General features: G+C 67.9%; 23 protein-coding genes. 8 read left to right on the top strand and 15 right to left on the bottom strand.

What is annotated here, in order from left to right; genetic code table 11:
* Window positions 1-66 precede the first annotated feature (66 nt).
* Window positions 67-1,395, top strand: a complete 1,329-nt coding sequence (locus ACL9RL_RS06930; RefSeq protein ID WP_422779479.1) for a nicotinate phosphoribosyltransferase — start codon at window positions 67-69, stop codon at window positions 1,393-1,395.
* Between the two features lie 93 nt (window positions 1,396-1,488).
* Here the strand turns inward: ACL9RL_RS06930 and ACL9RL_RS06925 are convergent, their stop codons facing one another.
* From ACL9RL_RS06925 to ACL9RL_RS06915, 3 genes are all read right to left on the bottom strand, one after another.
* Entirely contained in the window at window positions 1,489-1,779 is a 291-nt protein-coding gene (locus ACL9RL_RS06925) for a DUF3039 domain-containing protein (RefSeq protein ID WP_422779478.1), read from the bottom strand.
* An 87-nt stretch (window positions 1,780-1,866) separates the two neighbouring features.
* On the bottom strand, window positions 1,867-3,438 hold the full coding sequence (locus ACL9RL_RS06920; RefSeq protein WP_422779477.1) for a hypothetical protein: 1,572 nt from the start codon (window positions 3,436-3,438) through the stop codon (window positions 1,867-1,869).
* Window positions 3,414-5,201 carry an ATP-binding cassette domain-containing protein gene (locus tag ACL9RL_RS06915; protein WP_422779476.1) on the bottom strand — a complete coding sequence of 596 codons (1,788 nt, stop codon included), beginning with the start codon at window positions 5,199-5,201 and terminating at the stop codon, window positions 3,414-3,416. The genes ACL9RL_RS06920 and ACL9RL_RS06915 overlap by 25 nt, the downstream gene beginning before the upstream one ends.
* A 257-nt stretch (window positions 5,202-5,458) precedes the next feature.
* On the opposite strand from ACL9RL_RS06915, the gene ACL9RL_RS06910 reads away from it, so the two are divergent.
* The 5 genes from ACL9RL_RS06910 to ACL9RL_RS06890 all read left to right on the top strand — a co-directional run bounded on the left by ACL9RL_RS06910 (window position 5,459) and on the right by ACL9RL_RS06890 (window position 10,284).
* Window positions 5,459-6,151, top strand: coding sequence for an NTP transferase domain-containing protein (locus ACL9RL_RS06910; protein ID WP_422779475.1), 693 nt, complete (start codon window positions 5,459-5,461; stop codon window positions 6,149-6,151).
* 97 nt (window positions 6,152-6,248) lie between these two features.
* The gene (locus ACL9RL_RS06905; protein ID WP_422779579.1) at window positions 6,249-7,016 is read left to right on the top strand and encodes an ABC transporter permease; all 768 of its coding nucleotides are present in this window, start codon (window positions 6,249-6,251) and stop codon (window positions 7,014-7,016) included.
* Entirely contained in the window at window positions 7,016-7,795 is a 780-nt protein-coding gene (locus tag ACL9RL_RS06900; protein ID WP_422779474.1) for an ABC transporter ATP-binding protein, read from the top strand. Before ACL9RL_RS06905 ends, ACL9RL_RS06900 begins: the two co-directional genes overlap by 1 nt.
* A 100-nt stretch (window positions 7,796-7,895) precedes the next feature.
* The gene (locus tag ACL9RL_RS06895) at window positions 7,896-8,744 is read left to right on the top strand and encodes a hypothetical protein (RefSeq protein ID WP_422779473.1); all 849 of its coding nucleotides are present in this window, start codon (window positions 7,896-7,898) and stop codon (window positions 8,742-8,744) included.
* Window positions 8,745-8,871: 127 nt separating this feature from the next.
* Window positions 8,872-10,284 (top strand): glycosyltransferase, encoded by a 1,413-nt coding sequence (locus tag ACL9RL_RS06890; protein WP_422779472.1) that lies wholly within the window; start codon window positions 8,872-8,874, stop codon window positions 10,282-10,284.
* Between the two features lie 64 nt (window positions 10,285-10,348).
* On the opposite strand, the gene ACL9RL_RS06885 is transcribed toward ACL9RL_RS06890, so the two are convergent.
* From ACL9RL_RS06885 to ACL9RL_RS06860, 6 genes are all read right to left on the bottom strand, one after another.
* Window positions 10,349-11,560 (bottom strand): acyltransferase family protein, encoded by a 1,212-nt coding sequence (locus ACL9RL_RS06885; RefSeq protein ID WP_422779471.1) that lies wholly within the window; start codon window positions 11,558-11,560, stop codon window positions 10,349-10,351.
* 68 nt (window positions 11,561-11,628) lie between these two features.
* Window positions 11,629-12,906, bottom strand: a complete 1,278-nt coding sequence (locus tag ACL9RL_RS06880) for a hypothetical protein (protein ID WP_422779470.1) — start codon at window positions 12,904-12,906, stop codon at window positions 11,629-11,631.
* 93 nt (window positions 12,907-12,999) lie between these two features.
* Entirely contained in the window at window positions 13,000-13,884 is an 885-nt protein-coding gene (locus ACL9RL_RS06875; protein WP_422779469.1) for a glycosyltransferase family 2 protein, read from the bottom strand.
* Window positions 13,885-13,890: 6 nt separating this feature from the next.
* Complete coding sequence (locus ACL9RL_RS06870; protein WP_422779468.1) at window positions 13,891-14,706, bottom strand: CDP-alcohol phosphatidyltransferase family protein; 816 nt, start codon at window positions 14,704-14,706, stop codon at window positions 13,891-13,893.
* On the bottom strand, window positions 14,687-15,775 hold the full coding sequence (locus ACL9RL_RS06865) for a glycosyltransferase family 2 protein (protein ID WP_422779467.1): 1,089 nt from the start codon (window positions 15,773-15,775) through the stop codon (window positions 14,687-14,689). The genes ACL9RL_RS06870 and ACL9RL_RS06865 overlap by 20 nt, the downstream gene beginning before the upstream one ends.
* Window positions 15,776-15,934: 159 nt before the next feature.
* Window positions 15,935-17,908, bottom strand: a complete 1,974-nt coding sequence (locus tag ACL9RL_RS06860) for a trypsin-like peptidase domain-containing protein (RefSeq protein ID WP_422779466.1) — start codon at window positions 17,906-17,908, stop codon at window positions 15,935-15,937.
* A gap of 172 nt (window positions 17,909-18,080) precedes the next feature.
* Between ACL9RL_RS06860 and ACL9RL_RS06855 the strand changes: the two genes are divergently transcribed.
* Window positions 18,081-19,283 (top strand): aminotransferase class I/II-fold pyridoxal phosphate-dependent enzyme, encoded by a 1,203-nt coding sequence (locus tag ACL9RL_RS06855; protein ID WP_422779465.1) that lies wholly within the window; start codon window positions 18,081-18,083, stop codon window positions 19,281-19,283.
* Here ACL9RL_RS06855 and ACL9RL_RS06850 read toward each other — a convergent pair.
* The 5 genes from ACL9RL_RS06850 to ACL9RL_RS06830 all read right to left on the bottom strand — a co-directional run bounded on the left by ACL9RL_RS06850 (window position 19,276) and on the right by ACL9RL_RS06830 (window position 24,467).
* A complete protein-coding gene (locus ACL9RL_RS06850; protein ID WP_422779464.1) occupies window positions 19,276-20,148 on the bottom strand; it encodes a carbon-nitrogen hydrolase family protein in 873 nt (290 codons plus the stop codon). The genes ACL9RL_RS06855 and ACL9RL_RS06850 overlap by 8 nt on opposite strands.
* Window positions 20,149-20,227: 79 nt before the next feature.
* Window positions 20,228-21,136, bottom strand: coding sequence for a glycine betaine ABC transporter substrate-binding protein (locus tag ACL9RL_RS06845; RefSeq protein ID WP_422779463.1), 909 nt, complete (start codon window positions 21,134-21,136; stop codon window positions 20,228-20,230).
* A gap of 74 nt (window positions 21,137-21,210) precedes the next feature.
* Entirely contained in the window at window positions 21,211-22,239 is a 1,029-nt protein-coding gene (locus ACL9RL_RS06840; RefSeq protein WP_422779462.1) for an ABC transporter permease, read from the bottom strand.
* Window positions 22,236-23,564 carry a quaternary amine ABC transporter ATP-binding protein gene (locus ACL9RL_RS06835; protein ID WP_422779461.1) on the bottom strand — a complete coding sequence of 443 codons (1,329 nt, stop codon included), beginning with the start codon at window positions 23,562-23,564 and terminating at the stop codon, window positions 22,236-22,238. Before ACL9RL_RS06835 ends, ACL9RL_RS06840 begins: the two co-directional genes overlap by 4 nt.
* 414 nt (window positions 23,565-23,978) lie before the next feature.
* Window positions 23,979-24,467, bottom strand: a complete 489-nt coding sequence (locus tag ACL9RL_RS06830) for an Lrp/AsnC family transcriptional regulator (RefSeq protein ID WP_422779460.1) — start codon at window positions 24,465-24,467, stop codon at window positions 23,979-23,981.
* Between the two features lie 159 nt (window positions 24,468-24,626).
* Here ACL9RL_RS06830 and ald point away from each other — a divergent pair, with 159 nt between their 5' ends.
* Complete coding sequence (gene ald, locus ACL9RL_RS06825) at window positions 24,627-25,751, top strand: alanine dehydrogenase (protein WP_422779459.1); 1,125 nt, start codon at window positions 24,627-24,629, stop codon at window positions 25,749-25,751.
* A gap of 210 nt (window positions 25,752-25,961) precedes the next feature.
* Here ald and ACL9RL_RS06820 read toward each other — a convergent pair whose 3' ends face one another.
* A complete protein-coding gene (locus ACL9RL_RS06820; RefSeq protein WP_422779458.1) occupies window positions 25,962-26,627 on the bottom strand; it encodes a YdeI/OmpD-associated family protein in 666 nt (221 codons plus the stop codon).
* Window positions 26,628-26,680: the final 53 nt, after the last annotated feature.

Here is a 26,680-nt window from a genome sequence, read left to right as displayed (position 1 = left end):
AACCCGATCGTCCGGTTTCTGGCACGGCAGGGTCGCCTTGGCGGGGGCCGACGATAGGCTGACGGGGTGCACGAGTCATCAGCTCTCCTCACCGACCGATACGAACTCACCATGCTCGACGCCGCTCTGGCGCGGGGCACGGCGGATCGCGAGTGCCTCTTCGAACTCTTCGCCAGACGCCTCTCCGGCGGTCGGCGGTACGGGGTCGTCGCCGGCACGGGACGGTTCCTGGAACTCCTCAAACACTTCCGCTTCGGCGATGCTGAACTCGATTGGCTGCGCGAGGAGCGGGTCGTCAGCCAGACTGCGCTGGACTGGCTCGCGAACTACCGGTTCTCCGGCTCGATCTGGGGGTACCAGGAGGGCGAGGTCTTCTTCCCCGGCTCCCCCATCCTGGTGGTGGAAGGCACGTTCGCCGAAGCCGTCATTCTCGAAACCCTCGCCCTCAGCGTCTTCAACTACGACAGCGCCGTTGCGACCGCCGCCGCCCGCATGACCTCCGCCGCCGGGACCCGCCCACTCGCCGAGATGGGTTCCAGGCGGACGGGGGAACGTTCGGCCGTCGCCGCTGCACGCGCCGCGTTCATCGCCGGCTTCAGCGCCACCTCCAACCTCGAGGCCGGCCGCACCTGGGGCATCCCGACCATGGGGACCGCGGCGCACTCGTTCACGCTCCTGCACGACACCGAGGCCGATGCGTTCCGCGCGCAGATCGACTCGATGGGCGCTGGCACCACGCTGCTCGTCGACACCTACGACATCGATGCGGCGGTCCGCCTCGGCGTCGAGCTGGCCGGTCCTGAGCTGGGCGCCGTCCGGATCGACTCAGGCGACCTGCCGATCGTGGTGGCCGAGGTCCGCTCCCTGCTCGATTCGCTCGGCGCGGTGAACACCAAGATCACGGTCACGAACGACCTGGACGAGCATGCGGTCGCCGCCCTCGCGGCGTCGCCCGTCGACTCCTACGGCGTCGGGACCTCCGTCGTCACGGGGTCCGGCTCGCCCGCCATGGGCATGGTCTACAAGCTCGTCGCGCATCGAGGCGACGACGGCGAATGGGTCAGCGTCGCCAAGAAGTCGGCCAAGAAAGCCACGGTCGGCGGGCGGAAGAGCGCTGCACGGGCGTACGACCGGCACGGCGTGGCCCGCGAAGAACGGGTGTACCTGGGCGACGGCCCCGGCGGCGCACCCGAGACGGCGAGCGACGGCGCCACGGAGCGCCGTCTGGTCGTGCCGCTCGTCGAGGGCGGCGAGATCAACGAACGCTACCTCGGTCAGGCAGGCACCCTGCTCGCGCGAGAGCATCGTGCAGCATCGGTGGCCGAGCTGCCGCCCCGCGCGGTCAGCCTCACGCGCGGCGATCCGGTCATCCCGACGGTCTACCTGGAGTCCTGAACGCGACGACCTCCGTGTGTGGAGGAGACGAGGCATCGATGCCAGTCGTCTCCGCCGCACACGGAGGTCGTGCGCCTGACGAGGGGTGCTCGATCAGTCGCGCAGGAGCTTCTCGTAGATCTCCTTGCACTGCGGGCACACCGGGAACTTCTCCGGGTCGCGACCCGGCGTCCACTTCTTGCCGCACAGCGCCTTGACGGGCTTGCCGCTCAGCGCGGACTCGAGAATCTTCTCCTTCTTGACGTAGTGGGAGAAGCGCTCGTGGTCGCCCGGCTCGATGCTCTCGTTCTCGAGCAGCTCCTGGAGCTCGCGGTCGAGGGTCGCTGTTCCGCCGCCTGTGGGGATCGGTCCTGGTTCGCTGATGCTCATGCTGTGGTCCACCATGCCTCCATGGTACCGCCGACGAGCGCTCCGCCTCCCGTGAGCGCAACCCGAGGGCAGGGCGTCAGGGCGAGCCGGCAGAGCAGGGCGTCAGTGCGCCGTGGCGAAACCGACGATCTCCGGCCCGCGCCGATCGAACACACGACCGCCGGCCAGTACACCGACGACCAGCACGATCACACCGACGCCGGCACCGGCGACGAGCGACGCGATGTGCCAGTTCGGGTTGCCGGCGAGGCCGAGCCCGGCGAACACCACGGCCGGAATCGTGAAGACGATGGAGCCCAGCAGGCTGAACAGCTGCACGACGGCACCGGTTCCGCCCGACGCCTGCGGCTGCACGAACGCGCTGTCGCCCGGCAGGCTGGTCGGGTACGGGAACATCGCCGAGGTGAAGCTCGAGATGCCCACGCCCGCGAACAGCAGGCTCGTGCTCACCCCGATCATCGACGGCAGTGCATCCCAATCGCCGAAGAAGAGGATGCTGACCGTCGAGCCGATGATGATCAGCGGGATGCCGACGAGCAGGACGGGGAAGAGACGTCCGATGCGGTCAGCGGTGCCCTTCACGCCCGTAGCGACATGCAACCAGATGGCGGTCGAGTCGGAGGCCAGGTCGTTGTGGATGGCCCAGCCGAGGAAGACGCACATCACGGGCAGTGGCAGGAGCGCGAGCACATTCGTGGGCACACCGGCGAAGGCGAGCGGCACGAACATCAGGAACGGCGCGATGGGGATCATGATGAGCGAGACGAGGTAGCGGGGGTCCCGCAACCAGTACGTCACGCTCCGGGCCGAGATCGCACCGGCCGGACGGCCGGGCAGGACGTCGAACCAGCCGAGTCCGCCGTACTCCTTCGAGACGCCGGCCCGCTCCTGGGTGACGAGCATCCTGGCGACGATCCACTCCCAGAGCAGCCACAGCAGTCCCAGCGTCACCAGCACGAGCAGGAGCTTCACGAATGCGGCCCCGACGTTGCCGACGGCCGCGTCTCCCGGGAAGGACCAGACCGCGCCGAGCGGCGTCCAACTGAGCACGTCCGCGATGCGGGCGAGGACGGCGAACCCGTCACGCTGCCAGTTCACAGTCGTGAGGGCGACGATCGCCGGGCTCACCGCGACGAGCAGCACGATGCCGACGACGCCGACGGCTTCCTTGGCACGCCTCGTGGACAGCAGGACGGCGGCGAGCGACGTGGTCACTCTTGCGAGCAGGACACACGTCGCGACCGCCAGGATCGCGGAGATCACGGCGAGGATCACCGGCAGGGCGCCTCTGGACCACGTGACGACGGTCATCACGCTGAGGACGGCGAGGACGATCGACGGCACACCGATGAGCGCCGCGGCGAAGAGCCCGGCCGAGAGTGTGCGGTTCTTCAGCCCGAACAGGGAGAACGACCGAGGGTCGAGCTGATCGTCGACACCGAAGATCAACGGGAGCACGAGGAAACCGAGCACCACGAGCGAACCGCCGACGACCATCGTGTTCCTGGCGATCTCATCGTTGACGAGGCGCAGCGCAACGAGGCCGGTGCCCGCGAGCACGATGACCCACAGGCCGGCCACCACCGCGAGCACCAGGCCGACGACCTGCCACGCACTCCGGCGGAAGGTGTTCAGCGTGAGCTGCAGTTTCAGTCGGAGAAGCTGTGCAACCATTCCATTCCTTCTGCCGACTTGCGGCCACCGGCGAGTTCCACGAACCGCTCTTCGAGCGTCCCGGATCCGCGGACGTCGTCCACGGATCCCGAAGCGAGCACCTTGCCCTGAACGATGATGGCGACGTGGTCGCACACCCTCTGGATGAAGTCCATCCCGTGGCTCGACAGCACGACGGTGCCGCCGTTCGCCACGTACTTCTGCAGGATCTCGATGACGTTCGCCGCGGACACGGGGTCGACGGATTCGAACGGCTCGTCGAGGATGAGCAGGCGCGGCGAGTGGATGAGGGCCGCGGCGAGCGCGATCTTCTTGGTCATGCCGGCCGAGTAGTCGGTCACAAGACGGCCGAGGGCGTCATCGAGCCCGAACGCGGTCGCGAGGTCGTTGGTCCGCGAGCGGACGGTGGCCGGGTCGAGTCCGCGCAGCACGCCGGAGTAGTAGAGGAGCTGGTTGCCCGTCAGGCGGTCGAAGAGGCGCAACCGGTCCGGGAGAACGCCGATCGAGCGCTTCGCGGCCTCCGGCTCCTGCCAGACGTCGATCCCCTGGACCGTGATCGAGCCGGCGTCCGGACGCAGCAGGCCCGTCACCATGGACAGCGTTGTGGTCTTTCCTGCGCCGTTCGGGCCGACGATGCCGTAGAACGAACCGCGACGGACTTCGAGGTCGATGCCGTCCACGGCGCGCGTCTCGCCGAACTGCTTGACGAGGCCGGTGAGCGAGAGGACGACCGGGGCTTCCCCGGTGTTCTCGGTCTGCGCTGCCGACGGTGCGGCGCCCGGTTCGCGTTCGATCACGGGTTCGGGGGAACGGGTGGACGCCGGACGCCGGACTGGGCGAGCCTTCGGCTTCGTCGGTGCGGCGGGAGCTTCGGGTGTGGCTTCGACGGATGCCGATGCCTCCCCCGGCGCCTCCTCCGGCGCCTCTGCCTCGTCAACCGGTTCGGCCGATGCGGGTGCGGCGGGGGCCTCAACGACGGCGTCTGCCACGACGGGTGCTTCGGCGGCGACGGCCTCGTCGACGACAGCATCGGTCGTCGCCGTTCCGGTCGATGCCGCAGCAACGGTATCGACCGTTGGCGTCTCGGACGCCGACGTCGTGGCGGTGGGCTCTTCCGTCGCGGGCGCGCGCACCTCGTCGAGGACTGCCGCGTTGGCTGCTGCGACGTCGACCTTCTTGGTGGTGCGCGGCGTCGCCGGATGCTTCGCCGGCGTCCGCGGCGCTGCCTTCGTCGCTCCGGTCCCGCTCGATGCGGTCTTGGATGCGGCCGCCTTGCTCGCGGCCGTGGTCCGAGCGGTGGTCGTCTTCGCCGTCGTGGTGCGCGGGGTCGTGGTGCGCGCACGCGATGCCGTGGTCTTTGGGGTGGTCTCACCGCTTGCCGCTGCGGCGTCGTCACCGGCGGGTTTCGCGGCCGCCCGGCTGCGCGTCGCAGCCGGCTTCGCCGCGGTCGACTTGGCTGCAGTGCTCTTCGACGCGGCCGTCTTGGAGGCAGCCGTGGTCTTCGCTGCGGCCGCCGTCTTGGGAACAGCAGCCGACTTCGCCGGGGTCTTCGCGGCTGTCGTGCGTGTCGTCGTCCGCTTCACCGGGGTCTTGGCCGTCGGCGCGCTCGAAGCTGCGCCTGTCGAGCCGCCCGTCGAGGCAGCATCATCCGCACCATCCTGCGCAGCGGTCTGCGAAGTGGTGCGAGAGGCTGTGGTCGCACGCGGAGTGCGCGGACTCGTCGGCTTCTTGTCAGCTGGGTCTGGCGGAGTCGCGGAAGTCACCAAGCAAACCTACCAAGAAGCGCTGACGATGCCGACAGAAGTGACCGCGGATGGCGAAACCGAAGCTGTGTAAACGCCGGGTGCCCGATCACGAATGCACAACAGACGCTGTGAACTCACGATTTCCACGGCACACCCCGGCTAGCCTGGATTCTGGCATAACGGAGTGTCTTTCTACATACGTCTTGGTTAAGCGCTGGTGAACTCCCACTGAGGGGCGTTCCGATGTGCTTCCATACTTTCAAGAGGAGAACATCGTGACCACGCAGGTAGTGATCCTTGCCGCAGGCATGGGCAGCCGTCTCGGCCGCTCGCTCCCCAAGCCGCTCACCGAGCTGAGCGATGGCCGCACCATCATGCAGCAGCAGTTCGACAACATCCACCACGCGTTCGGTTCGAGCGCCAAGGTCACGATCGTCGTCGGCTACAAGCTCGAGCACATCATCGAAGCCTTCCCGGACGCATCGTTCGTCTACAACGAGCAGTACGACCAGACCAACACCTCCAAGTCGCTCATGCGCGCCCTCGCGGCATCCCAGGGCGGCGGCGTCCTGTGGATGAACGGCGACGTCGTCTTCGACCCCCGCGTCCTCGACCGCGCAGCGGCCATGATCGCCAAGGACCAGTCCTTCGTCACCGTCAACACCTCCAAGGTGTCGGATGAAGAGGTCAAGTACACCACGAGCGCCGAGGGCTACATCAAGGAGCTCTCCAAGACCGTCGTCGGCGGACTCGGCGAGGCCGTCGGCATCAACTACATCTCCTCCGCGGACAAGGCCATGCTGCACCGCTACCTCACCAAGGTCGGCGACCAGGACTACTTCGAGCGCGGCATCGAGCTCGCCATCGAGAACGAGGGCCTGCTCGTGGAGCCGGTCGACATCTCCGATCTGTACGCCGTCGAAGTCGACTTCGCCGAGGACCTCGTCCGCGCGAACCTCTTCGTCTGATCGATACTCGCCTCCCGTTCGCGGGTCACGGACCGCGCGCGGCCGTGAATGCGATTATGTTTATCCCGTGAGTTCATCTGCCGACGTGCGACCCCGGATGTCGCCGGCCGGACGATACCGCCACGCACTGTGGCTCCTGACCAAGCGCGATCTCCGTGTGCGGTACTCCACCAGTGCACTCGGATACGTGTGGTCGATCCTCGACCCGCTGCTGATGAGCGGCATCTACTGGTTCGTGTTCACCCAGGTCTTCAAGCGCAATGTGGGCGAGAACCCCTACATCGTGTTTCTGCTGGCCGCCCTCCTACCCTGGATGTGGTTCAGCGGGGCGGTGTCGGACAGCACGCGCGCGTTCATTCGTGAAGCGAAGCTCGTCCGTTCGACCACGATCCCCCGCACCATCTGGGTCAACCGGATCGTGCTGTCGAAGGGGATCGAGTTCGTCGCGGCACTGCCCGTCCTGGCGCTCTTCGCGATCATCGGCGGCGCGCATCTGACGGGTTATGCCGTCCTGTTCCCCGTCGCGATCCTGATGCAGGTCGTCCTCACGATGGGCGTCGGCCTGCTCGTCGCCCCGCTCGTGGTGTTCTTCCGCGATCTCGAGCGCGCGGTCAAGCTGCTCATGCGCTTCCTGTTCTACGCATCCCCCATCATCTACAGCGCGAGGGACCTGCCGAGCGGTTTCCACGTCATCGGCGCTTTCAACCCGCTGTCCGGCATCTTCAGCCTCTACCGGTCCGCGTTCTTCGAGAAGGAACTCAACTGGGGTCTCGTCGGCGTCTCGGCCGGGATGACCGCCCTCATCTTCTGCATCGGTCTGACCGTGTTCCGTCGGTGCGAGCGTTCCGTGCTGAAGGAGATCTGATGACGAACCGCAATCCGACCACCGCGACGATCGGCACCACGGTCGCGCCGGCCATCCGCGTGGACGGCGTCGGCATCCGGTTCCGCCGCAATCGCGGCGGACGACGCAGCTTCAAGGACCTGTTCGCCTCCCGCGACCGCCGCTCGCGGCCGGGAGAGTTCTGGCCGCTGCGCAACGTGTCGTTCACCGTGCAGCCAGGCGAGTCGATCGGCGTCGTCGGCCGCAACGGCCAGGGCAAATCCACCCTCCTGAAGCTCGTGGCCGGCGTGGTCCTGCCCGACGAGGGAAGTGTGAAGGTCAACGGCGGCGTCGCCCCCCTCATCGAGATCACCGGCGGATTCGTCAACGACCTGACCGTGCGGGACAACGTCTACCTGACCGCAGGCCTGCACGGCATGACGAAGCGGCAGATCGATGCGCGCTTCGACGAGATCATCGACTTCGCCGAGATCGGCGACTTCATCGACACGCCGTACAAGCACCTGTCGAGCGGTATGAAGGTGCGCATCGCGTTCTCCGTGATCGCACAGCTCGAAGAGCCGGTCGTCCTCGTGGACGAGGTCCTGGCCGTCGGCGACCGCGCCTTCCGGGAGAAGTGCTATCGCCGCATCGAGCAGATGCTCGACGGCGGACGCACTCTGTTCTTCGTCTCGCACAACGAGAAGGACCTGCGTCGCTTCTGCAGCCGCGGCCTCTACCTCGACAAGGGCAAGCTCGTCCTGGACGCCTCCATCGAGGACGTGCTCGACCAGTACAACGCCGACTACAACAACGGCTGAGGCGGCGGCGAACCGGTATCGCCGGTACCGAACAGCTGAGCATCGGCCGGACTCCCGGGTCGCGGACGTAGACTGTCTGCGATTCCAGGAGGTGGCCGGTATGTCCGATCCACGTGAGGGTGCCCGCCGGGTCGATCCCGGTCGGACCCAGCAACCGCAGTTCCGCGAGCCGGGCTGGCTGCGCGCCCTCGACCGGGTGCTGTGGGTGCAACGGCCGGTCGTGGTCGCCCACATCAGGGCGATCCGACGTGCGCACCCGAACGCGAATGCCGATCAACTCATCCGGATGCTCGAACGTCGCTACCTCGCGACGGTGACCACCACGGGTGCCGCTGTCGGTGCAACCGCGGTCATCCCCGCCGTCGGGACCGCGACGACCCTCGCGCTCTCCGGGGTGGAGACCGCCGGCTTCCTCGAAGCGACGGCCCTGTTCGCGCAGTCCGTCACCGAGGTCCACGGCATCGCCCTGGCCGACCCTGTGCGCTCCCGCGCGCTCGTGATGACGATGATGCTCGGCAAGGCAGGTACGGACCTCTTGCGGAACCTCGGGACGCAGGCACTCGGGCAGGGTGCGCCGCGGAAGGTGTTCTGGGGCGAGATGATCGCGCAGAACGTGCCGCAGGTGCTGATGGGGCCGGTGGCGGATCAGCTCCGCATCCGTTTTGTGAAGCACTTCGCGGCCAGCGGCAGTGCGGGCTTCATCGGGAAGGCGCTCCCGTTCGGTGTCGGAGCGGCCGTCGGCGGCATCGGCAACCACGTCCTCGGGCGTCAGGTCGTCCGGGCGGCCCGCGAGGCGTTCGGTCCCCCGCCGTTCGTCGTCCCGCTGGATCTGGAGCCGCGCATGCGCATCGTCGCCCCGAAGAAGTCCATGCGCGAGCTGCGCGACCAGGTCCTGCGTCGCGGCCGGAAGCCGGTCGAGGCGCCCATCGATCCTCCCGTCGACCAGTAGCCGCGACGCGGGCGCGGGCACAGAGCCGACGGAAAGCAAACGCTCAGCTTCACCAGATAACGTCCAGTCGGTGCAGCTCAGGTTCCCACGTCGGCAGGTCCGACTCCCAGATGGCCACCACTTCGCCGTGACCTGGGGCATCCCAGACGACTTCGGCGGCATGACCAACGCGATGCTGCATCGCTCGCGTGCGTTCGTCCGGCTGGGCGGTGCACTCGTCGACATCCTGACGTTCGACACCCGCCCCGACTACCCGCACCTCGAAGCCGAGCTGCGCAAGCAGGGGCAGCTCATCGACGGCATGCGTCTCGTGAACCTGTGGGACTGGCTGCGCCAGAACCCACTCCCTGGCGGCTCCTACAAACCGCTCGTCCACCCCTTCACCCCCATGGAGGCGACCGAACCGTCGAAGACGCGCGAGCGCAACGGCGTGGTCCTCACCAGGACGAGGTACGCGGACGACGGCACGACCGTGCTCCAGATCGACCACTACCGGGTCGACGGCACCCTGCTCCTGAGCGACCGCCGCGACGTCACCCGCCGAGGGAGCCTGGGTGGCCGCTCGGTCGTCCTCTGCGACCCGACCGGCGCTCCGGTGCGCTCCTGGCGCGGCATCTGGCAGTTGTACCGCGCATGGCTCGATGCGCTCACGGGCGGCGAGCAGAGCTGGATGATCGTCGACAGTAAGACCATCGCGACGTTTATGCTGACCTACCGACGCAGGAGCGTCGTCACCGCGCACGTGGTGCACGCCTCGCACCTGAGCGGGACGGAACGCCCGCACGGCACCCTTCGGGAGACGCGTCGGGCGGTCTTCGAACAGCTGGACAAGTACGACGTGGTCGTGGTCCTGAGCGAGCGCCAACGGCAGGACGTCGAAGCCCTCCTCGGCAAGCACAAGAACGTCAGGGTGGTCCCGAACTCCCGCGATCTCCCCGAGCTGGCGGCCGACGCGACGCCGCGCACGCAGAACCGGGGCATCTTCCTCGGCTCGCTGACCGCCAGGAAGCGTCCGGAGCACGCGCTCCGCGCGATCGTCGCGAGCCGGAACGACGGCATGTCCCCCGCCACCCTCGACGTCTACGGCACCGGCGAGTTGCAGGGTTCGGCCGAACGCCTCATCGCGGAAGCCGGGGCCGGCGAGTACATCCGCCTGCACGGCCACGACCCGCACGCACGCGACCGTCTCGCCGAAGCGTCCTTCCTCCTGATGACGTCGACGTCGGAGGGCTTCCCGCTCGTCCTCGTCGAGTCGCTCGCCGCCGCGTGCCTGCCCATCGTCTACGACGTCCCATACGGCCCGGCCGACATCGTGCGCGACGGCTGGAACGGTTTCCTCGTCCCACCCGGCGACGAGCAGGCGCTGCAGGCAGCCGTCCAGCGTCTCCTCGCCCTTCCGCCTGCTGAGATCGAACGTATGCGCACGAACGCGAGAGCATCCGCGGAGCGGTTCGACGACGACGCGGTCACACGCGACTGGTCCTCGGAGCTGCGCCTCGCGGCCAAGCGCAAACGGCGGCGTCCGAGCCTGCGCCGGTAGTCCGGCGGCGACAGGCTGGCGCACCGTCAAGCCGACGCCGCGTCGGGCTTGCGTGGCGTCGGGCTCAGCGGTCAGCCGAGCTCCCGACGAGCATCGATCCGCTCTCCGGGCGCACGTCCTGCGCAACGGCGTCCGCCTGCTTCTGAGCGGCCCTTCCCCGGATCTGGTCGAGGCGTGCAGTGGCGGCAGCACCGAGCCACTTCGCGATGCGGTGGGACGGACGCTCCACAACAGCATGGAACCCCGCAGCGACCGCGACGCTGAGCGGAATACCGACGACGCCGACGAGCCACCAACGGTCGTCACCGAACGCGAAGGCGAGTGTGGCGAGGATCGGCGCGTGCACGAGGTACAGGCTGAACGACACCTTGCCGAGCCACTGCGGCCACGACCATTCGAGCATTCTCGCGGCGCTCGAGCAGCCGATCGAGAGCAGGATGAGGCCCGCCGCCCCCGCTCCCGAGAGCCCCCACAGCGCGCTGCTGCCGATCGAACCGGACGGGACGACGGGGCGGGCGATCCAACTCGCGACCAGCAGGAGCGATGAGAGGACGGCCACCCCGCTCCACAACCACGGTCGCGGACGGGCCGACCAGGCACGGATGTCGTCGAGGCGGACCGCCATGAGCGATCCGAGCAGGAACGCCGGAAGGTACACGAGCGCTTCGTTCCCGATCACCCGGCCGACGACCATCGCGACGATGCACAGCACGGCCGCGGCCCACGCCCATCGGCGAACGAGGACGACGATCGCGACGCCGATGGGCAGCAACGCCGAGAAAATGAGCTCCCAGCGCAGCGACCAGAGCGTGTTGACGATGTTGTAGCTGGCGGGGGTGAGCGTCGCTTCACGCAGGAATGCGAGCGGTGTGACCGTTGTGGCGTTCGCGTCGGCGATCCAGGCGCCGGAGGTGACACTCGACGGATCGCGTTCGAACACGATGATGAGCAGCGTTGCGAACACGAGCGCACCCCACACGGGCAGATACAGGCGCACGAACCGAGACAGGAGGAACCCGGTCCAATCCGTGCCGCCCCGCAGCAGCGGAAGGGCGACGACGAGGCCGCTCAGCACGAAGAACACCTGGACGGCCTCTGTGCCGGCGAACGCCAGCTTGAGTGGTGTCTCTGTCGCGATCGTCCACGCCGCAGCGGACGTGCCGGAGTGCGTGAAGGGCCTTGCGAGGAGCGACACGTGGTACAGGACGACCACAAGGGCTGCGACTCCGCGCATGCCGTCGAGGGCGCGCAGGCGACCGGTGGGGACTGGACTCATCGTCCACACGCTACCCAGTCAGCCTGGACGAACCCTCCGTAGCCGCCCCGCACATGGGGGGCTTGCGCTCAGCTGTCCTCGTCTGATTCGTCTTCGTGGTCGTGCCCGGGAGCGGCGTCGTCCGCGTGGATGACCGCGAATCGCTGCCACTCGTCCATAAGCGTCTGCACGGCGCCGTGGAACCGCGCTGTCGCTGCACCGGGGGTGGTGTCGCCGAAGTAGTGGCGCACCCAGTGCTGCAGTCGCGCGACCGTCTCGGGGTCCTTGAGCAGGCGGTCCGTCGCAGGCACGATGTCGGCGACCTCACCGGCATCGAGCCACTCGCACGCGGAGAGGTAGCCTGCCGTGTCGACCTCGGCCTTCTGGTTGACCGGCCTCGTGATCATCAGCGGCTTCCCGCTCGCGAGACGGTCGTAGACCATGGCCGAGATGTCGACGATGGCCGCATCGGCGGCGGCGAGCTGCCAGCCGAGCTCTGAACCGGTGTCGTGCACGTGCTGCGCGGTCGGGTCTGCCCGGTTCGCCGCGTGCAGCATCGAGACGATGGTGCGGTTCGCCGCAGCGTACGCGGGGTCGAGCACACCGCTGCGCGGGTGCGGCCGGTAGATCACCCGGTGACGGCCGGACGCGATGAGGCCTTCGACGATGCCGACTCCGTGCGAGGCGATCGAACCGTAGGCGGCCGCGGGGCGGTCACCCTCCCAGGTCGGTGCGTACAGGACGACCGTGCGCTCGTCCGGCGTGTACGGCAGATCGCCGGAGTAGTGATCCGCCTGCGGACGGCCGATCTGGATGGCACGCTTGTCGAAGTCGTAGTCCCACAGCACCCGATCGAGCCGTTCGCGCGCGGCGTCGCCGGCGATGAGACTGTAGTCGTAGGCCTTGAACTGGTTCGTGGCCATGTACATCTTGTCGCTCTCACCATGGTTGATGAAGACGTGCCACCGTGAGCCGTACCGGAACATCTGGAAGTTCTTCGCGTTCTGGTTCACGTAGAACACGATGCGGATGTCCTGCTCGTCGAGCGTGCGTTCGAGCGCCGCGACCGTCCTGACGTAGGCGGTCGGGATCGGGGACTCCTCGAAGAGTTCCGTGGCTGCGGTCGCCCCACGACTCAGGATGACGACGGGCCACGTCTTCGAGAGCTCCTCGAGCGGCTTGTACCACTGTCGGATCTGATACAGGTTCACGGCGCCGTCCGCGAAGTACACGGCGATCTTGAACCGACCCTTGGGGATCGCGGGGGCCGCAGCGATCTTCTGCGCCAGCACACCCCGCGCCTTGCGATTCGCAAACAGGTCCTTGGCGAGCGAGAAGGCCCGCCGTCCGTCTTTCAGTATTCCCATGTCAGTCCCAGCACCCGTACAGCGTAGCCGCGCCACATCACGGTCCGATCACGCCCGGTCGTGCATGCCCTGTGCACACGCACGCGACTGCCCTCAGATGACGGGTGGTCTGCCCGCGCGCGTCATCCGCCACACGGTTCGCCAGCGCATCGGACGACGACCGCCCGGCGATGTGCGCCATCCCTCGCGCCAGCCGCCGAACCACGGACGCAGCGCTTCTGGCTTCCGCCACCAGCGGAGGATCTGCACCCCGGTCCAGGATCCGACGTAGATCGGGACGAGCAGCAGCGGCAGGTTGCGTTTCGCAAGCCACACGCGGTTGCGGGCGTTGAGGCGGTAGTACTCGCGATGGCGGGTGGGCTCGGTCGCCGGGTGGTCCGCCTCGAGCTCGCCGTCGTACCAGGCGTAGCGACCCTGATCCCAGACCCGCCACACGAGTTCGATGCCCTCGTGGGCGTAGAAGAACGGGTCGGCCCAGCCGTCGACGGCGTCGAACACGGACCTCGGCAGCAGCACGGCGGCTTCCAGACACGAGAACACGACGCTCGAGACGGTGGCGTCCTTGTCCTTGGTCCGCGGCACCCATCTGGACGGCGCCGGCTTCCCGGTCGGGTCCGCGAGCCGGGGCTGGAGCAGGCCGATCATCGGGTCGGCGTCGAGTCGACCGATCGCATCCAGCAGGAAGGTGTCGCTCGGCAGGAACGCGTCGTCGTCGAGGAAGAAGATGAACTCGCCCTCGACCAGCGCCGCGCCGCGGTTGCGTCCAGCCGGGATGCCGAGATTCTCTCGCAGTCCGAGTCCACGGACGCCCTCCGGCAGCCCGTCAGGCTCCCAGCCGTTGCCGACGACGACCACGTCGAGCGAAACCCCCTGCTGTGCGAGCAGGCTGCGCAGCCCGTGGTCGAGTTCGGTCGGTCGTGTGCCCTGCGTGAGCACAACGGCGCCGACCGTCCTGAGCCCTGCATCCAGCTCGGCCATCCGCCGCTACGCCTTCAACCGCTGCGACGTCATGATCGCGACGAAGTGCCCGATGAGCGTCACGAACGCGAGCGGGACCAGGATCAGGATCGTCCATCTCGCCGCCTCGACATCACCGATGAACAGTCCGACGACCGCGCCGACGAAGATCACCATCGTCAACTCGACGGAGTGGAGCAACCGGTGGAACGGCAGGAACTTGGCGATGCGCCTTGCGAACTGGAGGACGCCGGGTCGAGGCGCGGACTCGGCCTCGGAGTACGTGAGCTTCGGGGCGCCGTAATTGGCCCTGGCGACCCTGACCATGTCATTGAGCGCCTTGTTGAGCACGATGAGGAGCGCGAGCAGCAGTCCGAGGCTCGTCCAGCCGAAGTCCTCCGGAGCGCTCACCGGCCACCCTGCCGCGCGGATGCCGAGGGCGATCGCGACGAGCGACTCGGTCGAGTAGTGGCCGACCGCATCGAGGAACGCACCGGCGGGGCTCGACGTCCGCCGCCATCTGGCGACCTCGCCGTCGCAGCAGTCGACGAGCATCTGCGTCTGGCCGAGCACCAGGGCGAGCGCAGCTCCCCCGATGCCGGGGATGAGCAGGGCGGCTGCCGTCGCCCAACCCGTCAGGATCATCAGTCCCGTGACACCGTTCGCGCTGATGCTCGTGCGGAGCAGCAGCCAGGTGACGTAGGGCGAGAGGTCGCGCAGGTACAGGTTCGCGGTCCAGTGTTCCGCGTTGCGCCTCGCCCGGACCTCCGGCGGCTGGGCGACCGCGCGGAGCTCGGCGAGTGTGCGCGGGCGCGCCGGACGGTCAGGGAGCTGCTCGGACACCGGTGGGCCCTCCACGTTGGTTCTTCAATGCGGAGATGCTCCGCGCGAGCGTGAGATAGCCGAGGATGAACCCGACACCCCAGCAGAAATGGATGCACGGGAGCACAACGAGCATCCACAGACTCGTTTTCAGCCCGTCCCTGCCGGTCACGATGATGCTCGCGAGCACCACGATGAGCGCGTACAGGACCGGTGCGGCAAAGCCGATCAGGAGCCACGGCGCGGCACCGACGGCCGATTGGACGAGTCCGCCGATGCCGAGCAGGGTGCCGATCGTGACACCGAGGACGAGCACGGGCGGGACGAAGTAGCGGAGGGTGCCCCTCGTCGGGAAGCTCCGGCTGAGTTCTCCTCGCCAGAGCCCCGTGGAGAAGAACTGCCGCGCGAGGGCGCCGATGGTGCGACGCGGGCGGTAGACGACGCGCAGCGCGGGCGTGAACCACACCAGTCCGCCGGCCTGCTTGATCCGGCGGTTGAGCTCCCAGTCCTGGCCGCGCTTGACCCGCTCGTCGAACATGCCGACGCGACGGAGCATCTCCCGACGGAAGACGCCCAGGTACACGGTGTCCGCCGGGCCCTCGCTGCCTCCGACGTGGTGCGGGGTGCCGCCGAGGCCGACACGTGATCCGTAGGCGCGGGCGACGGCCTTCTCGAAACTCGTCCTGCCCTGCGCATCCATGATGCCGCCGACGTTGTCGGCTCCGGTGCGGAGCATCGCCTCGACCGCAGCGCTCACGTAGTCGGACGGAAGCTCGGAGTGCGCGTCGACCCGCACCACGATCGGATACGTGGACGCGGAGATGGCGAGGTTCAGACCGGCCGGCGTCGTGCCGGCACGATTCTCGATCACCCGGATGCGGCGATCCGCTTTGGCGAGTTCTTCGACGAGTTCGTTGGTCCCGTCGATGCTCGGTCCGACGGCGATCGTGACTTCGAACGGCCCCTCGTAGTCCTGTGCGAGCAGGCTGTGCACGGCGGCCCTGACGTGGGTCACATCGTTCAGGACCGGCATCACATAAGAGACACCGGGCACCGATCGGTCGTCAGCCCCGGTCCTGTCGTTTGCCATGCAGTTTCACTCCGTGAATCGTTCGGTCGAGCCTAGCAGCCGGCCCCTTCGAGACGGATGGGCGCTGCACCCTGGTGGGCACCGCTCCCGGAACTCACAGCGGCGCCCGCGCGGGACTCCGCGCGGGCGCCGTCAGTGTGGTGCTGGCGATGGTTCAGTTTAGACCTGGAGCGTTCCCAGGGTGACGTCGACCGTCTTCGTCTCGCCGCCGCGGACGAAGGTGACCTTCGCCGTCGCGCCGCCCGCGAGCGCACGGACCTGAGCGGTCAGGTCGTTCGCGCCGTGGATGGGGACACCGTTGAAGTCGGTCACGATGTCGCCGGACTGGAGGCCGGCTGCCTCGGCCGCGCCGTTCGCCGTCGGCTTGTCGATGAGCGCACCCGCGACCTTCGAGGACGGGTCGCTCGACGAGTCCTTCACCGTGGCGCCGAGGAGACCGTGGGTGGCCTTGCCGTCCTTGATGATCTCGTCTGCGACGCGCTTGGCGATGTTCGACGGGATCGCGAAGCCGACGCCGATGCTGCCGCCCTGCGAGGAGCCGTTGCTGCTGCTGCCCGCACTCGCGATGGCGACGTTCACACCGATGAGCTTGCCCTTGTCGTCGAGCAGCGCGCCACCCGAGTTGCCCGGGTTGATGGCGGCGTCCGTCTGGATGACGGCGATCGAGATCGACCCGTTGTTCTGGGTCTGCGGCTGCTGCTGCTGGCCGGGGACGTCGAAGTTCCAGAGGTCGAACGGGTTCTGCCCGTCGGAGCCTCCGGACTGGCCGTCCTGCGACTTCGTGTCCGGCACGGCGGAGGAGGCCACCGTGATGCTGCGGTTCAGCGCGCTCACGATGCCGTCGGTGACCGTCCCGGAAAGGCCGAGCGGTGCACCGATCGCCACGGCGGTGTCGCCGACGTTGAGCTTGTCGGAGTTGGCGAACTCCATCGGGGTGAGCCCGGACGCGTCCTGCAGCTTGATGACCGCGAGGTCGTAGATCGGGTCGGTGCCGACGATCTTCGCCTGGTAGATGTTGCCGCTCGCGTCGGTGACCTGGATGGTCGGGTTCGCGATCTGGCCGTCGAGCGTCACGACGTGCGTGTTCGTGAGAATGTAACCGTCATCGCTCAGGACGATGCCGGAACCGGTCCCGGCGCTCTGTCCGGACTGCACGGCGATCGTGACGACGCTGGGGCCTGCCGTCGCAGCGATCGCGGTGGTCAGGTTGACGTTGTTGCTGTCGTTGATCGTGAAGCTCTTCGAGCCGGACGAGTCCGACACGTTGGACTTGTTGGCGTTCGTGACCCAGAGCGTCGCGCCTGCGCCGGACGCACCACCGATGAGGGCGCCGACGGCGAGCATGGCCACCATGCCGGCCAGGCCACGGTTGGACTTCGACTTCGCCGGGCCGGGAGGCGTCTGCGACGGCTGCTGAGCGTACGGGTTGGCGCCGGGCTGCTGAGCCTGGTGGGTCGTTCCGAACGCTGACGGGACGCCCTGCTGGGCGCCGGCGTAGTTCGGCGTGTGCTGAGGCTTCTGGACGCCGGGCTGCTGGGCGTACTGACCCGGCTGGTAGGCGCCGTGCTGCTGCGCACCGGCCTGCTGGGCGCCGGGGTGCTGAACACCCGGCTGCTGCGCGCCCGGCTGGGACGGCGGGTAGAAGCGCGGAGCGTCCTGAGCGGGAGCCTGCTGAGCGGGAGCCTGGCCGGGAGCCTGGTATGCGCCGTAGGGCGACTGCTGGGCCGGGGGCTGGTATGCCGGCGGCTGCTGCGGCGCCGCGTAGCTCGCCGTCGGCTGCCCGTTCGGCACCTCGTGGCCGAGCACCTCGGTCGTGTTCTCGCTCGAGGACGCTGCCTCGCCCGCCTGCGCCTGTGGCGTCGGCGTCTGTGCTGCTGGCGTCTGTGCTGCCGGAGTCTGTGCTGCTGGCGTCTGTGCTGCTGGCGTCTGTGCCGCTGAAGTCTGTGCGACCGGGGCTGCCGCCGCCGGGGTGTGCGCCTCTGGAGCCTGCGTCTGCTCTGCCGCTGCGCCCGCGTCTTCGCGTGCCGCTGCTGCGGCCTGACCGTCGTTCGGCACAGCGCCCTCCGCTGGGGAGGCTGCAGGCTGGTCGGCAGGCTGGTCGGCTGGCTGCTGTCCGTTGGTGTTGTCGGTCATGGTGGTTCTGCTCCTTCCAAGCAGAGTCAGCTTCCCGTGCCAAGCTGTGTGTTTCATTTGGGCAGGCTGAACGTCGCCTTCGGTTTCCCCGTCTTACCTCCCCGACGCGATGCCGCCCGTCCGCGTGCCACCATTGTCCGAGCACGTCCAGCGTGCGCAGAGGGAGGAACCGATGACCGTCGACGGACCGTGGAGACGAGCAGCCGCAGGAGCAGGACTCGTCGACGGGGCGGGAGAGATCCGACCGACGATCTTCACCGAGATGAGTGCGCTCGCCACCCGCACCGGCGCGATCAATCTCGGGCAGGGGTTCCCGGACGAGGACGGCCCGGCGGAGGTCCTCGCGGAGGCCGTCGCCGCCATCCGCCGCGGGGTGAACCAGTACCCGCCCGGCCTCGGCTTCCCGGATCTGCGCCTCGCGATCAGCGAGCACCAGAACCGGTTCTACGGGCTGACGCCGGACCCCGACCGCGAGGTCCTCGTGACCGCCGGGGCGACGGAGGCGCTCGCCGCGACCCTGCTCGCGCTCGTCTCCCCCGGCGACGAGATCCTCACGTTCGAGCCCTTCTACGATGCGTACGGCGGGCTCATCGGCCTCGCGGGCGGCGAGCACCGCACCGTCAAGCTCCGTGCTCCTGCATTCCAACCGGATCACGATGAGCTGCGGGCGGCCGTTTCCGACCGGACCAGGGTCATCCTCGTCAACAACCCGCACAACCCGACCGGCGCGGTGTTCGATCTGGCGACGCTCGAACTCATCGTCGACCTCGCCACGAAGCACAACGCGATCATCGTCACCGACGAGGTCTACGAGCACCTGACGTTCGGCGTTCGGCACATCCCCATCGCGACCCTGCCGGGTGCAGCAGAGCGGACGGTCACGATCTCCTCCGGTGGAAAGACGTTCAACACGACCGGGTGGAAGATCGGCTGGCTGACCGCTCGCCCCGACCTCGTTTCGGCCATCACCACGGTCAAGCAGTTCCTCACCTATGTCAATGGTGCGCCGTTCCAGCCCGCGACCGCCGTTGGCCTCCGACTGCCGGATTCCTACTTCTCCGGCATCGCGGCCGGTCTCGAAGCGAAACGAGACATCCTCCGGACGGGTCTCGATGCTGCCGGTTTCCGTACATCGACCCCGGACGGCACGTATTTCATCGTCGCCGATGCCGCAGCGCTCGGCGCGACGGACTCGGCCGACTTCTGCCGACGCCTGCCCGAACTCGCCGGAGTCGTCGCCGTTCCGCTCACGGCGTTCTGCTCGGACCCGAAAGATCCGGAGTACGCATCGCTCGTCCGGTTCGCGTTCTGCAAGCGCGATGAGGTCCTACACGAGGCCGCAGCGCGCCTCTCCGCCATCACACCGATCAGCTGAGCGACACCGGCTCCACTCGATAGCGGCGGAGGTCGAGCGCCGGGTTGACCGCCCGGACGTCGGAGATGCGCTGCTTCGACAGCTGCGCGACGACGACGCCGGCCTCTTCGCCGAGCCCGGCCAGTTGCACCCCCATCGGGTCGACGATCATGCTCGCCCCCACCCCGACCGGCGGCGTGTGATCGGCCGCGAGCACGTAGACGGTGTTCTCGACGGCGCGCGCCGTCACCAGGGTGCGCCAGTGGTGCTCCTTGAGCGGCCCTCGGACCCACTCGGCCGGCACCATGACCACGTCGGCACCGGCATCGGCGAGCACCCTCGTGGACTCGGGGAACCGGAGGTCGTAACAGGTCTGCAAGCCGAACCGCAGACCGTCGACCACAAACGTCTCCGGCCGAGCGGTCTCCCCCGGCACGACCCAGTCGGATTCGCGCTGCCCGAACGCGTCGTACAGGTGCACCTTGCGATAGCGCGCAACGACGCCCTCCCCTGGCGCGACCGCGACGAGCGTGTTCGAGAACCGTTCGGGCACCGGGGTCGTCTCGACCAGCCCGACCACGATGTGCAGCCCGGTCTCATCGGCGAGCGCCTCGATGCCGCGCACGAAGGAACCGTCCACCGGCTGCGCGTGCTCGGCGAAGGACGGGCCGAGTTCAGCGGTGAAGTAGGAGGAGTACTCGGGCAGCACCAGCAGCGATGCACCGAGCGCGGCCGCGCGCCTGGCGAACCCGCCGATCGTCTCGAGATTGACACCGACATCGGTCCCTGGCGCGAACTGGGCGACCGCAGCGCCGAGAGTCGTCGACCCGGTGGCGGCTCCGGCATCGCTCGCATCGATCCGGTTCTGGGCGGCGTCGTGAGGCATGCGCCAAGCCTACGCGTGGCGAACGGACGACGGGCGCCTCGCAGAATCGCGAGGCGCCCGTCGATCACAGCTGCGTCGATCAGCTCGTGAGCGAATCCACGTACTCCTGGTTGTCCGCGATCCACTGCTCGACGATCGGTCCGTAGTCCTTCGAATCACCCTCGTTGAACATCGCGTTCTCAAGCGAGAAGAGCTTGTCGGAGTCGAACGAGAAGTTCTTGAACCACGTCGTCAGCTGCGGGTAGTCCTCGTCGAAACCGGTCCGGCTGAAACTGTGGATGCCTTCAGCGTCTCCGAGCGCACCCTTGGGGTCCTTCAGGTCGCGGATCGGGAACGCGTCATACGCCCAGTGCGGACGCCACAGCGTGACGACCACGTTCTCGCCGGCCTTCGTCGCAGCCTTGAGCTCGGACAGCATCGCGGGAGTGCCCGAGGTCAGGAAGTCGAACTTCTCCAGGCCGTACTCCGGGATCACCTTGTCCTGCGTCGCCTCGGTCAGCCCTGCCCCCGGGTCGATGCCGATCAGGCGGGAGCCGAAGGCCGCCGCGTTGTCCTTGAGCTCGTCGAGCGAGGTGATGGGGGCATCCTCGTTGACCGCGATCGTGAGCTTCGCGTCGTTGTTCCACGCACCGAGGTCCTCGACCGTGTCGCCGAACTTCTCGATGTACGTCTTGTGCGTCGTCGGGAGCCACACGTCGAGCGTGAGGTCGTAGTCCCCGGTGCTCAGCCCGGAGAAGACCGGAGCAGGCTCAGCCTCTTCGAGCGTCACGTCGTAGCCCTCCTTCGTCAGGACGGCCTTCCAGAGTTCCGATGCGGCGATGCCTTCGTCCCAGCCGCTGAAGACCGCGATCGTCACGGCCTTCTTGTCGCCGTTGTCGAGGGTTTCGGCGGGCGCCGCCGCGCAACCGGAGATCGCGAGCGTTGCCGCGATCCCTCCGGCCAGTGCTGCAGCGCGGAGCAGGCTGCGGGTGCGTGTGCTGTGCTTCATCTGTGTTTCCTTTCGGCCGGTGCTGGCACCGGCATTGGGGTCGTGTCAGGTGAACGGGTGTGACCGGCGGCTGATCAGACGGGCTGCGGCGAGCGCTGCTCTGCCGCGGGCGCCGTGGCCTGGCCGGCTGCGCCATCTGGGGTCTGGGTTGCAGCATTGCCGGTCGACGGGTCGAGCGGTTCCTGGGTTGCGACGACCGGCTTGGCGCGCTTGCGGCGTTTCCGTCCGCCGCCGATGGAGGAGGTGAGCCGGTCCAGGAAGATCGCCAGGATCACCACGGACAGTCCGGCCTCCGAGCCGAGTTCGATGTCGATGCGCGAGAGGCTCTTCACCACCTCGCCGCCGAGCCCTCCCGCCCCGACCATGCCAGAGATGACGACCATCGAGAGCGAGAGCATGATGACCTGGTTGATCCCGGCGGAGATGCTCGGCATCGCGAGCGGCACCTGGATCTGACGGAGGATGCGCCAGGAGGACGCACCGAAGGCGTTTCCGGCTTCGACGACCTCTCGGTCGACGTTGCGGATGCCGAGCTCCGTGAGACGGACGCCCGGCGCCATCGCGAACACGATGGTCGCGACGATGCCCGGGACCACTCCGACGCGGAACAGGATGATAGCGGGGATGAGGTACACGAACGCCGGCATCGTCTGCATGAAGTCGAGGATCGGCCTGATGATCGTCGATGCGACCTTCGAGCGGGCGGCCAGGATGCCGAGCGGAACGCTCAGCACGATCGCGATGACGCTCGCGACGATGACGAGCGCGAGGGTGTCCATCGCGTTGTCCCACTGTTCGACGCCGACGATGACGAGCAGTCCGACCACCGTTCCGAGGCCGAACACCCAACCGCGAAGCATCCAGCCGAGGGCTGCCGCGATGAGGATGATCGCCCAGAAGGGCGGAGCTGTGAGGACCGTGTCGATGCCCGTGTACATGCCCTGGAACACGGCGCGGATGATGTCGAACACCGGGCGGAGCACATCGGTGATGACGTCGACGAACCCGGCGACCCACTCGCCGATCGGCGGACGGAGGATAGGGTCGTACCAGTTGGCGTCCTGGGCGGTGCGGGCTGCTGCGAGAGCGAGTGCGAGGCTCATCGGAGACTCCCTTCCTGTGCGTCGACCGGGATCTGCTTGCCCGTATAGCCGGGCTCTTCGAGCGTCGAACGGAGTGTTGCGGTGATGAGTTCCACCGGCACGGTCGCCGGCGGTTCGACGAGGCTGATCTCATCGGTGTTGGTCGTGACGTTGCCGACGGCGGCGAGCAGCGTGACGCGCGGGACCACACCGAGGAGGCGGTTGCGGTCGTCCACGACGGCCACCGGGAGCGAGCTCTCGACGGCCGACTCGAACAGCTCGACGAGCTGGGTGTCGCCCGTGACCGTCGCCGGGTCGGCGATGATGACGCTCGCGAGCTCACGCTCCCCCGCACGCACCTGTCGGAGCACGTCCTTGTCACGGACGACGCCGAGCAGCTGACGGCCGGGGCCGACGACGAACGCCGCGGAGGTCTGCAGGTCTCGCATGATGCGCAGCGCAGCACGGGGGCCGGCCGATGCAGACACGACGGACCGCGCCGGCTCCATCACCCCGGCCGCCGTGAGGACGCGCGCCCGGTCGACGTCCTGGACGAACTGGGCGACGTAGTCGTTCGCCGGGTCGGTCAGGATGTCGTTCGGCGTGCCGACCTGGACGATGCGGCCGTCGCGCATCACGGCGATCCGGTCGCCGAGGAACATCGCCTCGTTGAGGTCGTGGGTGATGAAGATGATGGTCTTCCCGAGCTCCGCCTGCAGTTCGACGAGCTGCTCCTGCATCTCGCGCCTGATGAGCGGGTCGAGGGCGGAGAACGCCTCGTCCATCAGCAGGATGTCGGTGTCGGCGGCGAGCGCACGGGCGAGCCCGACGCGCTGCTGCATCCCACCGGAGAGTTCGCCTGGGAGCTTGTCCTCCCAACCGGCCAGCCCGACGCGGTCGATGACGAGCTGTGCGCGCTTGCGTCGTTCGTCCGCCGGGACACCGGTGACTTCGAGGCCGTAGGCGGCGTTCTCGAGCACGGTGCGGTGCGGCAACAGCGCAAAGTGCTGGAAGACCATGGAGATGTTCTCCTGGCGGACCGACCTGAGCGTCTTGGCGGGAACGCCCGTGATGGGCTTCCCGTTGATCGTGACGTCCCCGGCCGTGGGCTCGAGGAGCCCGTTGAGCATACGGATGAGGGTGGATTTGCCTGAACCGGACAACCCCATCACCACGAAGATCTCGCCGGCCTTCACCTCGAACGAGGCGTCGATGACGGCGGCGGTACCGGTGGTTCCGAGGTCGCTGCGTGCGACTCCGGTCTGGAGGCGTTTCACCGCTTCCCTGGGTTTGCGGCCGAAGACTTTGTAGAGTCCTCGGGCGGCGACTGCGATGGTTTCGGTCATGTCACTCCTGGTGACGGCACGCCGAAGGCGCGCGCGTCTTCCCTGTCTCGTGGTCAGGCCGGGTCGAATCAGCTCAGATCTGCCCCGCAGACACTCTGGACATCCAGGGCGCAGGCTCAGATCGCGCAGGGCCAGACGGGCCACCGCGTGCGTTCGACCGTACGTTCGTCCCGCCGTCGCATGGCGACAGGGAGACGATCGCGGACTCGATGATCAGCCCATTCGGGCCGCCAACAACGCTAACGAGCGAGCGTGGCCGTGGCGAATCGAGAATCCCCCATTTGGTGGACAGCACGCGCGCACTCAGAGCGGAAACCGTGCCTGACCTGGTGTTCACCACAGCCCGCTTCGTTACCTGTTCGTGACCTTTGGTCGAGGATGCGCACGAGCAGTTCTTCTGCTACGGGAAACGCGCTACTCCCCGGTCCCGACGACGGGCCCACGATGGTGGTGGTCGAACACGACGCTCGTGCGCGTGGACGCCACGGCCGGGTCGGCGGAGAGATGGTCCACGACGAAGTCGCGGATGTGCGCACTGTCCCTGGCCGCCACATGGATGATGAAATCTTCCGAGCCGCCGAGGAAGAACAGCTGCACCACTTCGGGGAGCTGCCTGATCGACTCGCTGAACTCCGCGATGCGCTGCCGTGCGCCGGCACGGATGTTGACACTGATGAGCGCCTCCAATCCGAGTCCGATCGCCGCAGGGTCCACACTCGCCTGGAACCCCGTGATGACCCCGCGGTCCACAAGCGACTTCACGCGCGCGATGCACGTCGACGGCGCGATACCGACGAGCTCCGCCATCCTGGCGTTGGTCGTCCGGGCGTTCTCCTGCAGGATGCGCAGGAGGGCGAGATCGATGTCGTCGAGCTCGTCGCGGTGGTGCAGATTGTTCGGCATGGCCCTCCCCTCAGCGATGGTTGATGCGGCTTGTGGCAAGTTTGCCACTGATTTCCGCAGAATCAGCAGCACTTCGCGCGGGAGATCGCAGAAACCTCACAATGGAACGGTAATCGGAACGCAACGCTGCGTCGACGACGCGCAACGAGAGGACCCCAGATGCGTGTCGGCATCCCCACCGAGATCAAGAACAACGAGAACCGGGTCGCAGCGACCCCGACCGGTGTGCACGAACTCGTGCGGCGCGGTCACGAGGTCCTCGTCCAACGCGGTGCAGGCATCGGCTCCGGCAATGCCGACGACGCGTACCGCGAAGCGGGCGCCCGCATCGTCGAAACCGCCGACGAGGTGTGGGAGGCGGCGGATCTGCTCCTGAAGGTGAAGGAGCCGGTCGCGGCCGAGTACCACCGCCTCCGCGCTGGCCAGACGCTCTTCACGTACCTGCATCTCGCCGCATCGCGCGCGTGCACCGACGCGCTGCTCGACGCACGCACCACGGCGATCGCCTACGAGACCGTACAGCTGCCGGACCGCTCGCTCCCCCTCCTCCAACCGATGAGCGAGGTCGCCGGACGGCTCGCGACTCAGGTCGGCGCCTACCATCTGATGCGCGCGGCCGGCGGTCGGGGCATCCTGATGGGCGGCGTGCCTGGGACGCCGAAGGCGAAGGTCGTGGTGATCGGCGGCGGCGTCGCCGGGGAGCACGCCGCCGCGAACGCGCTGGGGATGCAGGCGTCCGTGACGATCGTCGACATCTCCATCCCCCGCCTGCGTCAACTCGAAGCCCAGATCGGCGGCACGATCCAGACGCGGCCGTCGTCCGCGTACGAGATCGCCGAGTTGCTTCGGGACGCGGATCTCGTCATCGGATCGGTCCTCATCCCGGGCGAGCAGGCGCCGAAACTCGTCACCGATGCGATGGTCGCGACGATGAAGCCCGGCTCTGTGCTCGTCGACATCGCGATCGACCAGGGCGGCTGCTTCGAGGGCTCACACCCGACGACCCACGACGATCCGACGTTCCGGGTGCACAACAGCCTCTACTACTGCGTCGCGAACATGCCGGGCGCGGTGCCGGAGACGTCCACCCGCGCGTTGACGAACGCGACCCTCCCCTACGTGCTCGCACTGGCCGACAAAGGCTGGCGCCGCGCGACCGCCGAGGATCCGGCCCTCGCCGCCGGGGTGAATGTCCACAACGGCGCCATCGTGAATCCCGGCGTCGCCGCCGCATTCGGTCTGCCGGTCGTGGACCTCGAAACGGCGGCGTCGATCTCGCTGTAGCCGCACGAGGATCAGCCGATCTCATCGGCGAGGCCCGGCCACCACGGCCCGCACATGGTGATGCGGCACGGGGCTCCTCCCGTACCGCATCAACACCCCCGGAGAATCACCCGACCGGTACGGTCTCTCAGCCGCCTTCGGTCTCTCCGCAGGTAGCCTGACACGCGCCGTGTCGTTGCAGAAAGGGCTTGCGCTCGTGAGCCGGACGACCTACTCGACGGGCCCGTCGGTCGGCGGCGCAGGCACCGACGGCGTCGAATCGGCCGCTGCTGCGCGAGGCCTGCGACGCGGGTGGATCGTCTCACCGCGTTCGAGCATCGCGACATACTCGTCGATCTTCCGGGCGAGTGTGTCGGCCCGCTTGACGTTGCCCAGACGGAAGACGATCGCGTACCGATTGGTCTTGTCGAGGGCCGCGAACGCCGCCTCTGCCACCGGGTTCTCCGCCAGGGCCGCCACCAACGCAGCCGGAGGTTCTGCCGAGCTCGGCGGCGCGTAGGCAGCCTCCCACCGACCGTCAGCTTTGGCCCGTTCGACCTCGGCGAGGCCGGTCGGCGTCATCCGCCCCTCGGCGACGAGCCGCGCGACCCGATCCTGGTTGATCTTCGACCAGATGCTGCGCTTCGATCGGCGGCTGAACCGCTGGAGCGAGAAGTGATCGTCGTACCTGACCTTGTGGCTGTCGATCCAGCCGAAGCAGAGCGCCACGTCGACCGCTTCCCCGTAGGTCACGGTCGCTCGTGGCGAGCCCTTCTTCGCAAGTGCCAGCCACACTTCATCGGCGCTCGACTCGTGTTCTTCGAGCCAACGCCGCCATGCCGCGTCGTCGTCGAAGAAGACCGGCACCCTGACCGGCGGACCTGATGGATCACTCATGTGCACCATCCTGGTCCGCCGGTCTGACACTGTCGAGCCGCACACCCCGGTCG

This window comes from Plantibacter sp. Mn2098, assembly GCF_049319745.1.
Classification (GTDB): Bacteria; Actinomycetota; Actinomycetes; order Actinomycetales; family Microbacteriaceae; genus Plantibacter.
This window is presented reverse-complemented; position numbering and strand designations above follow the sequence as displayed.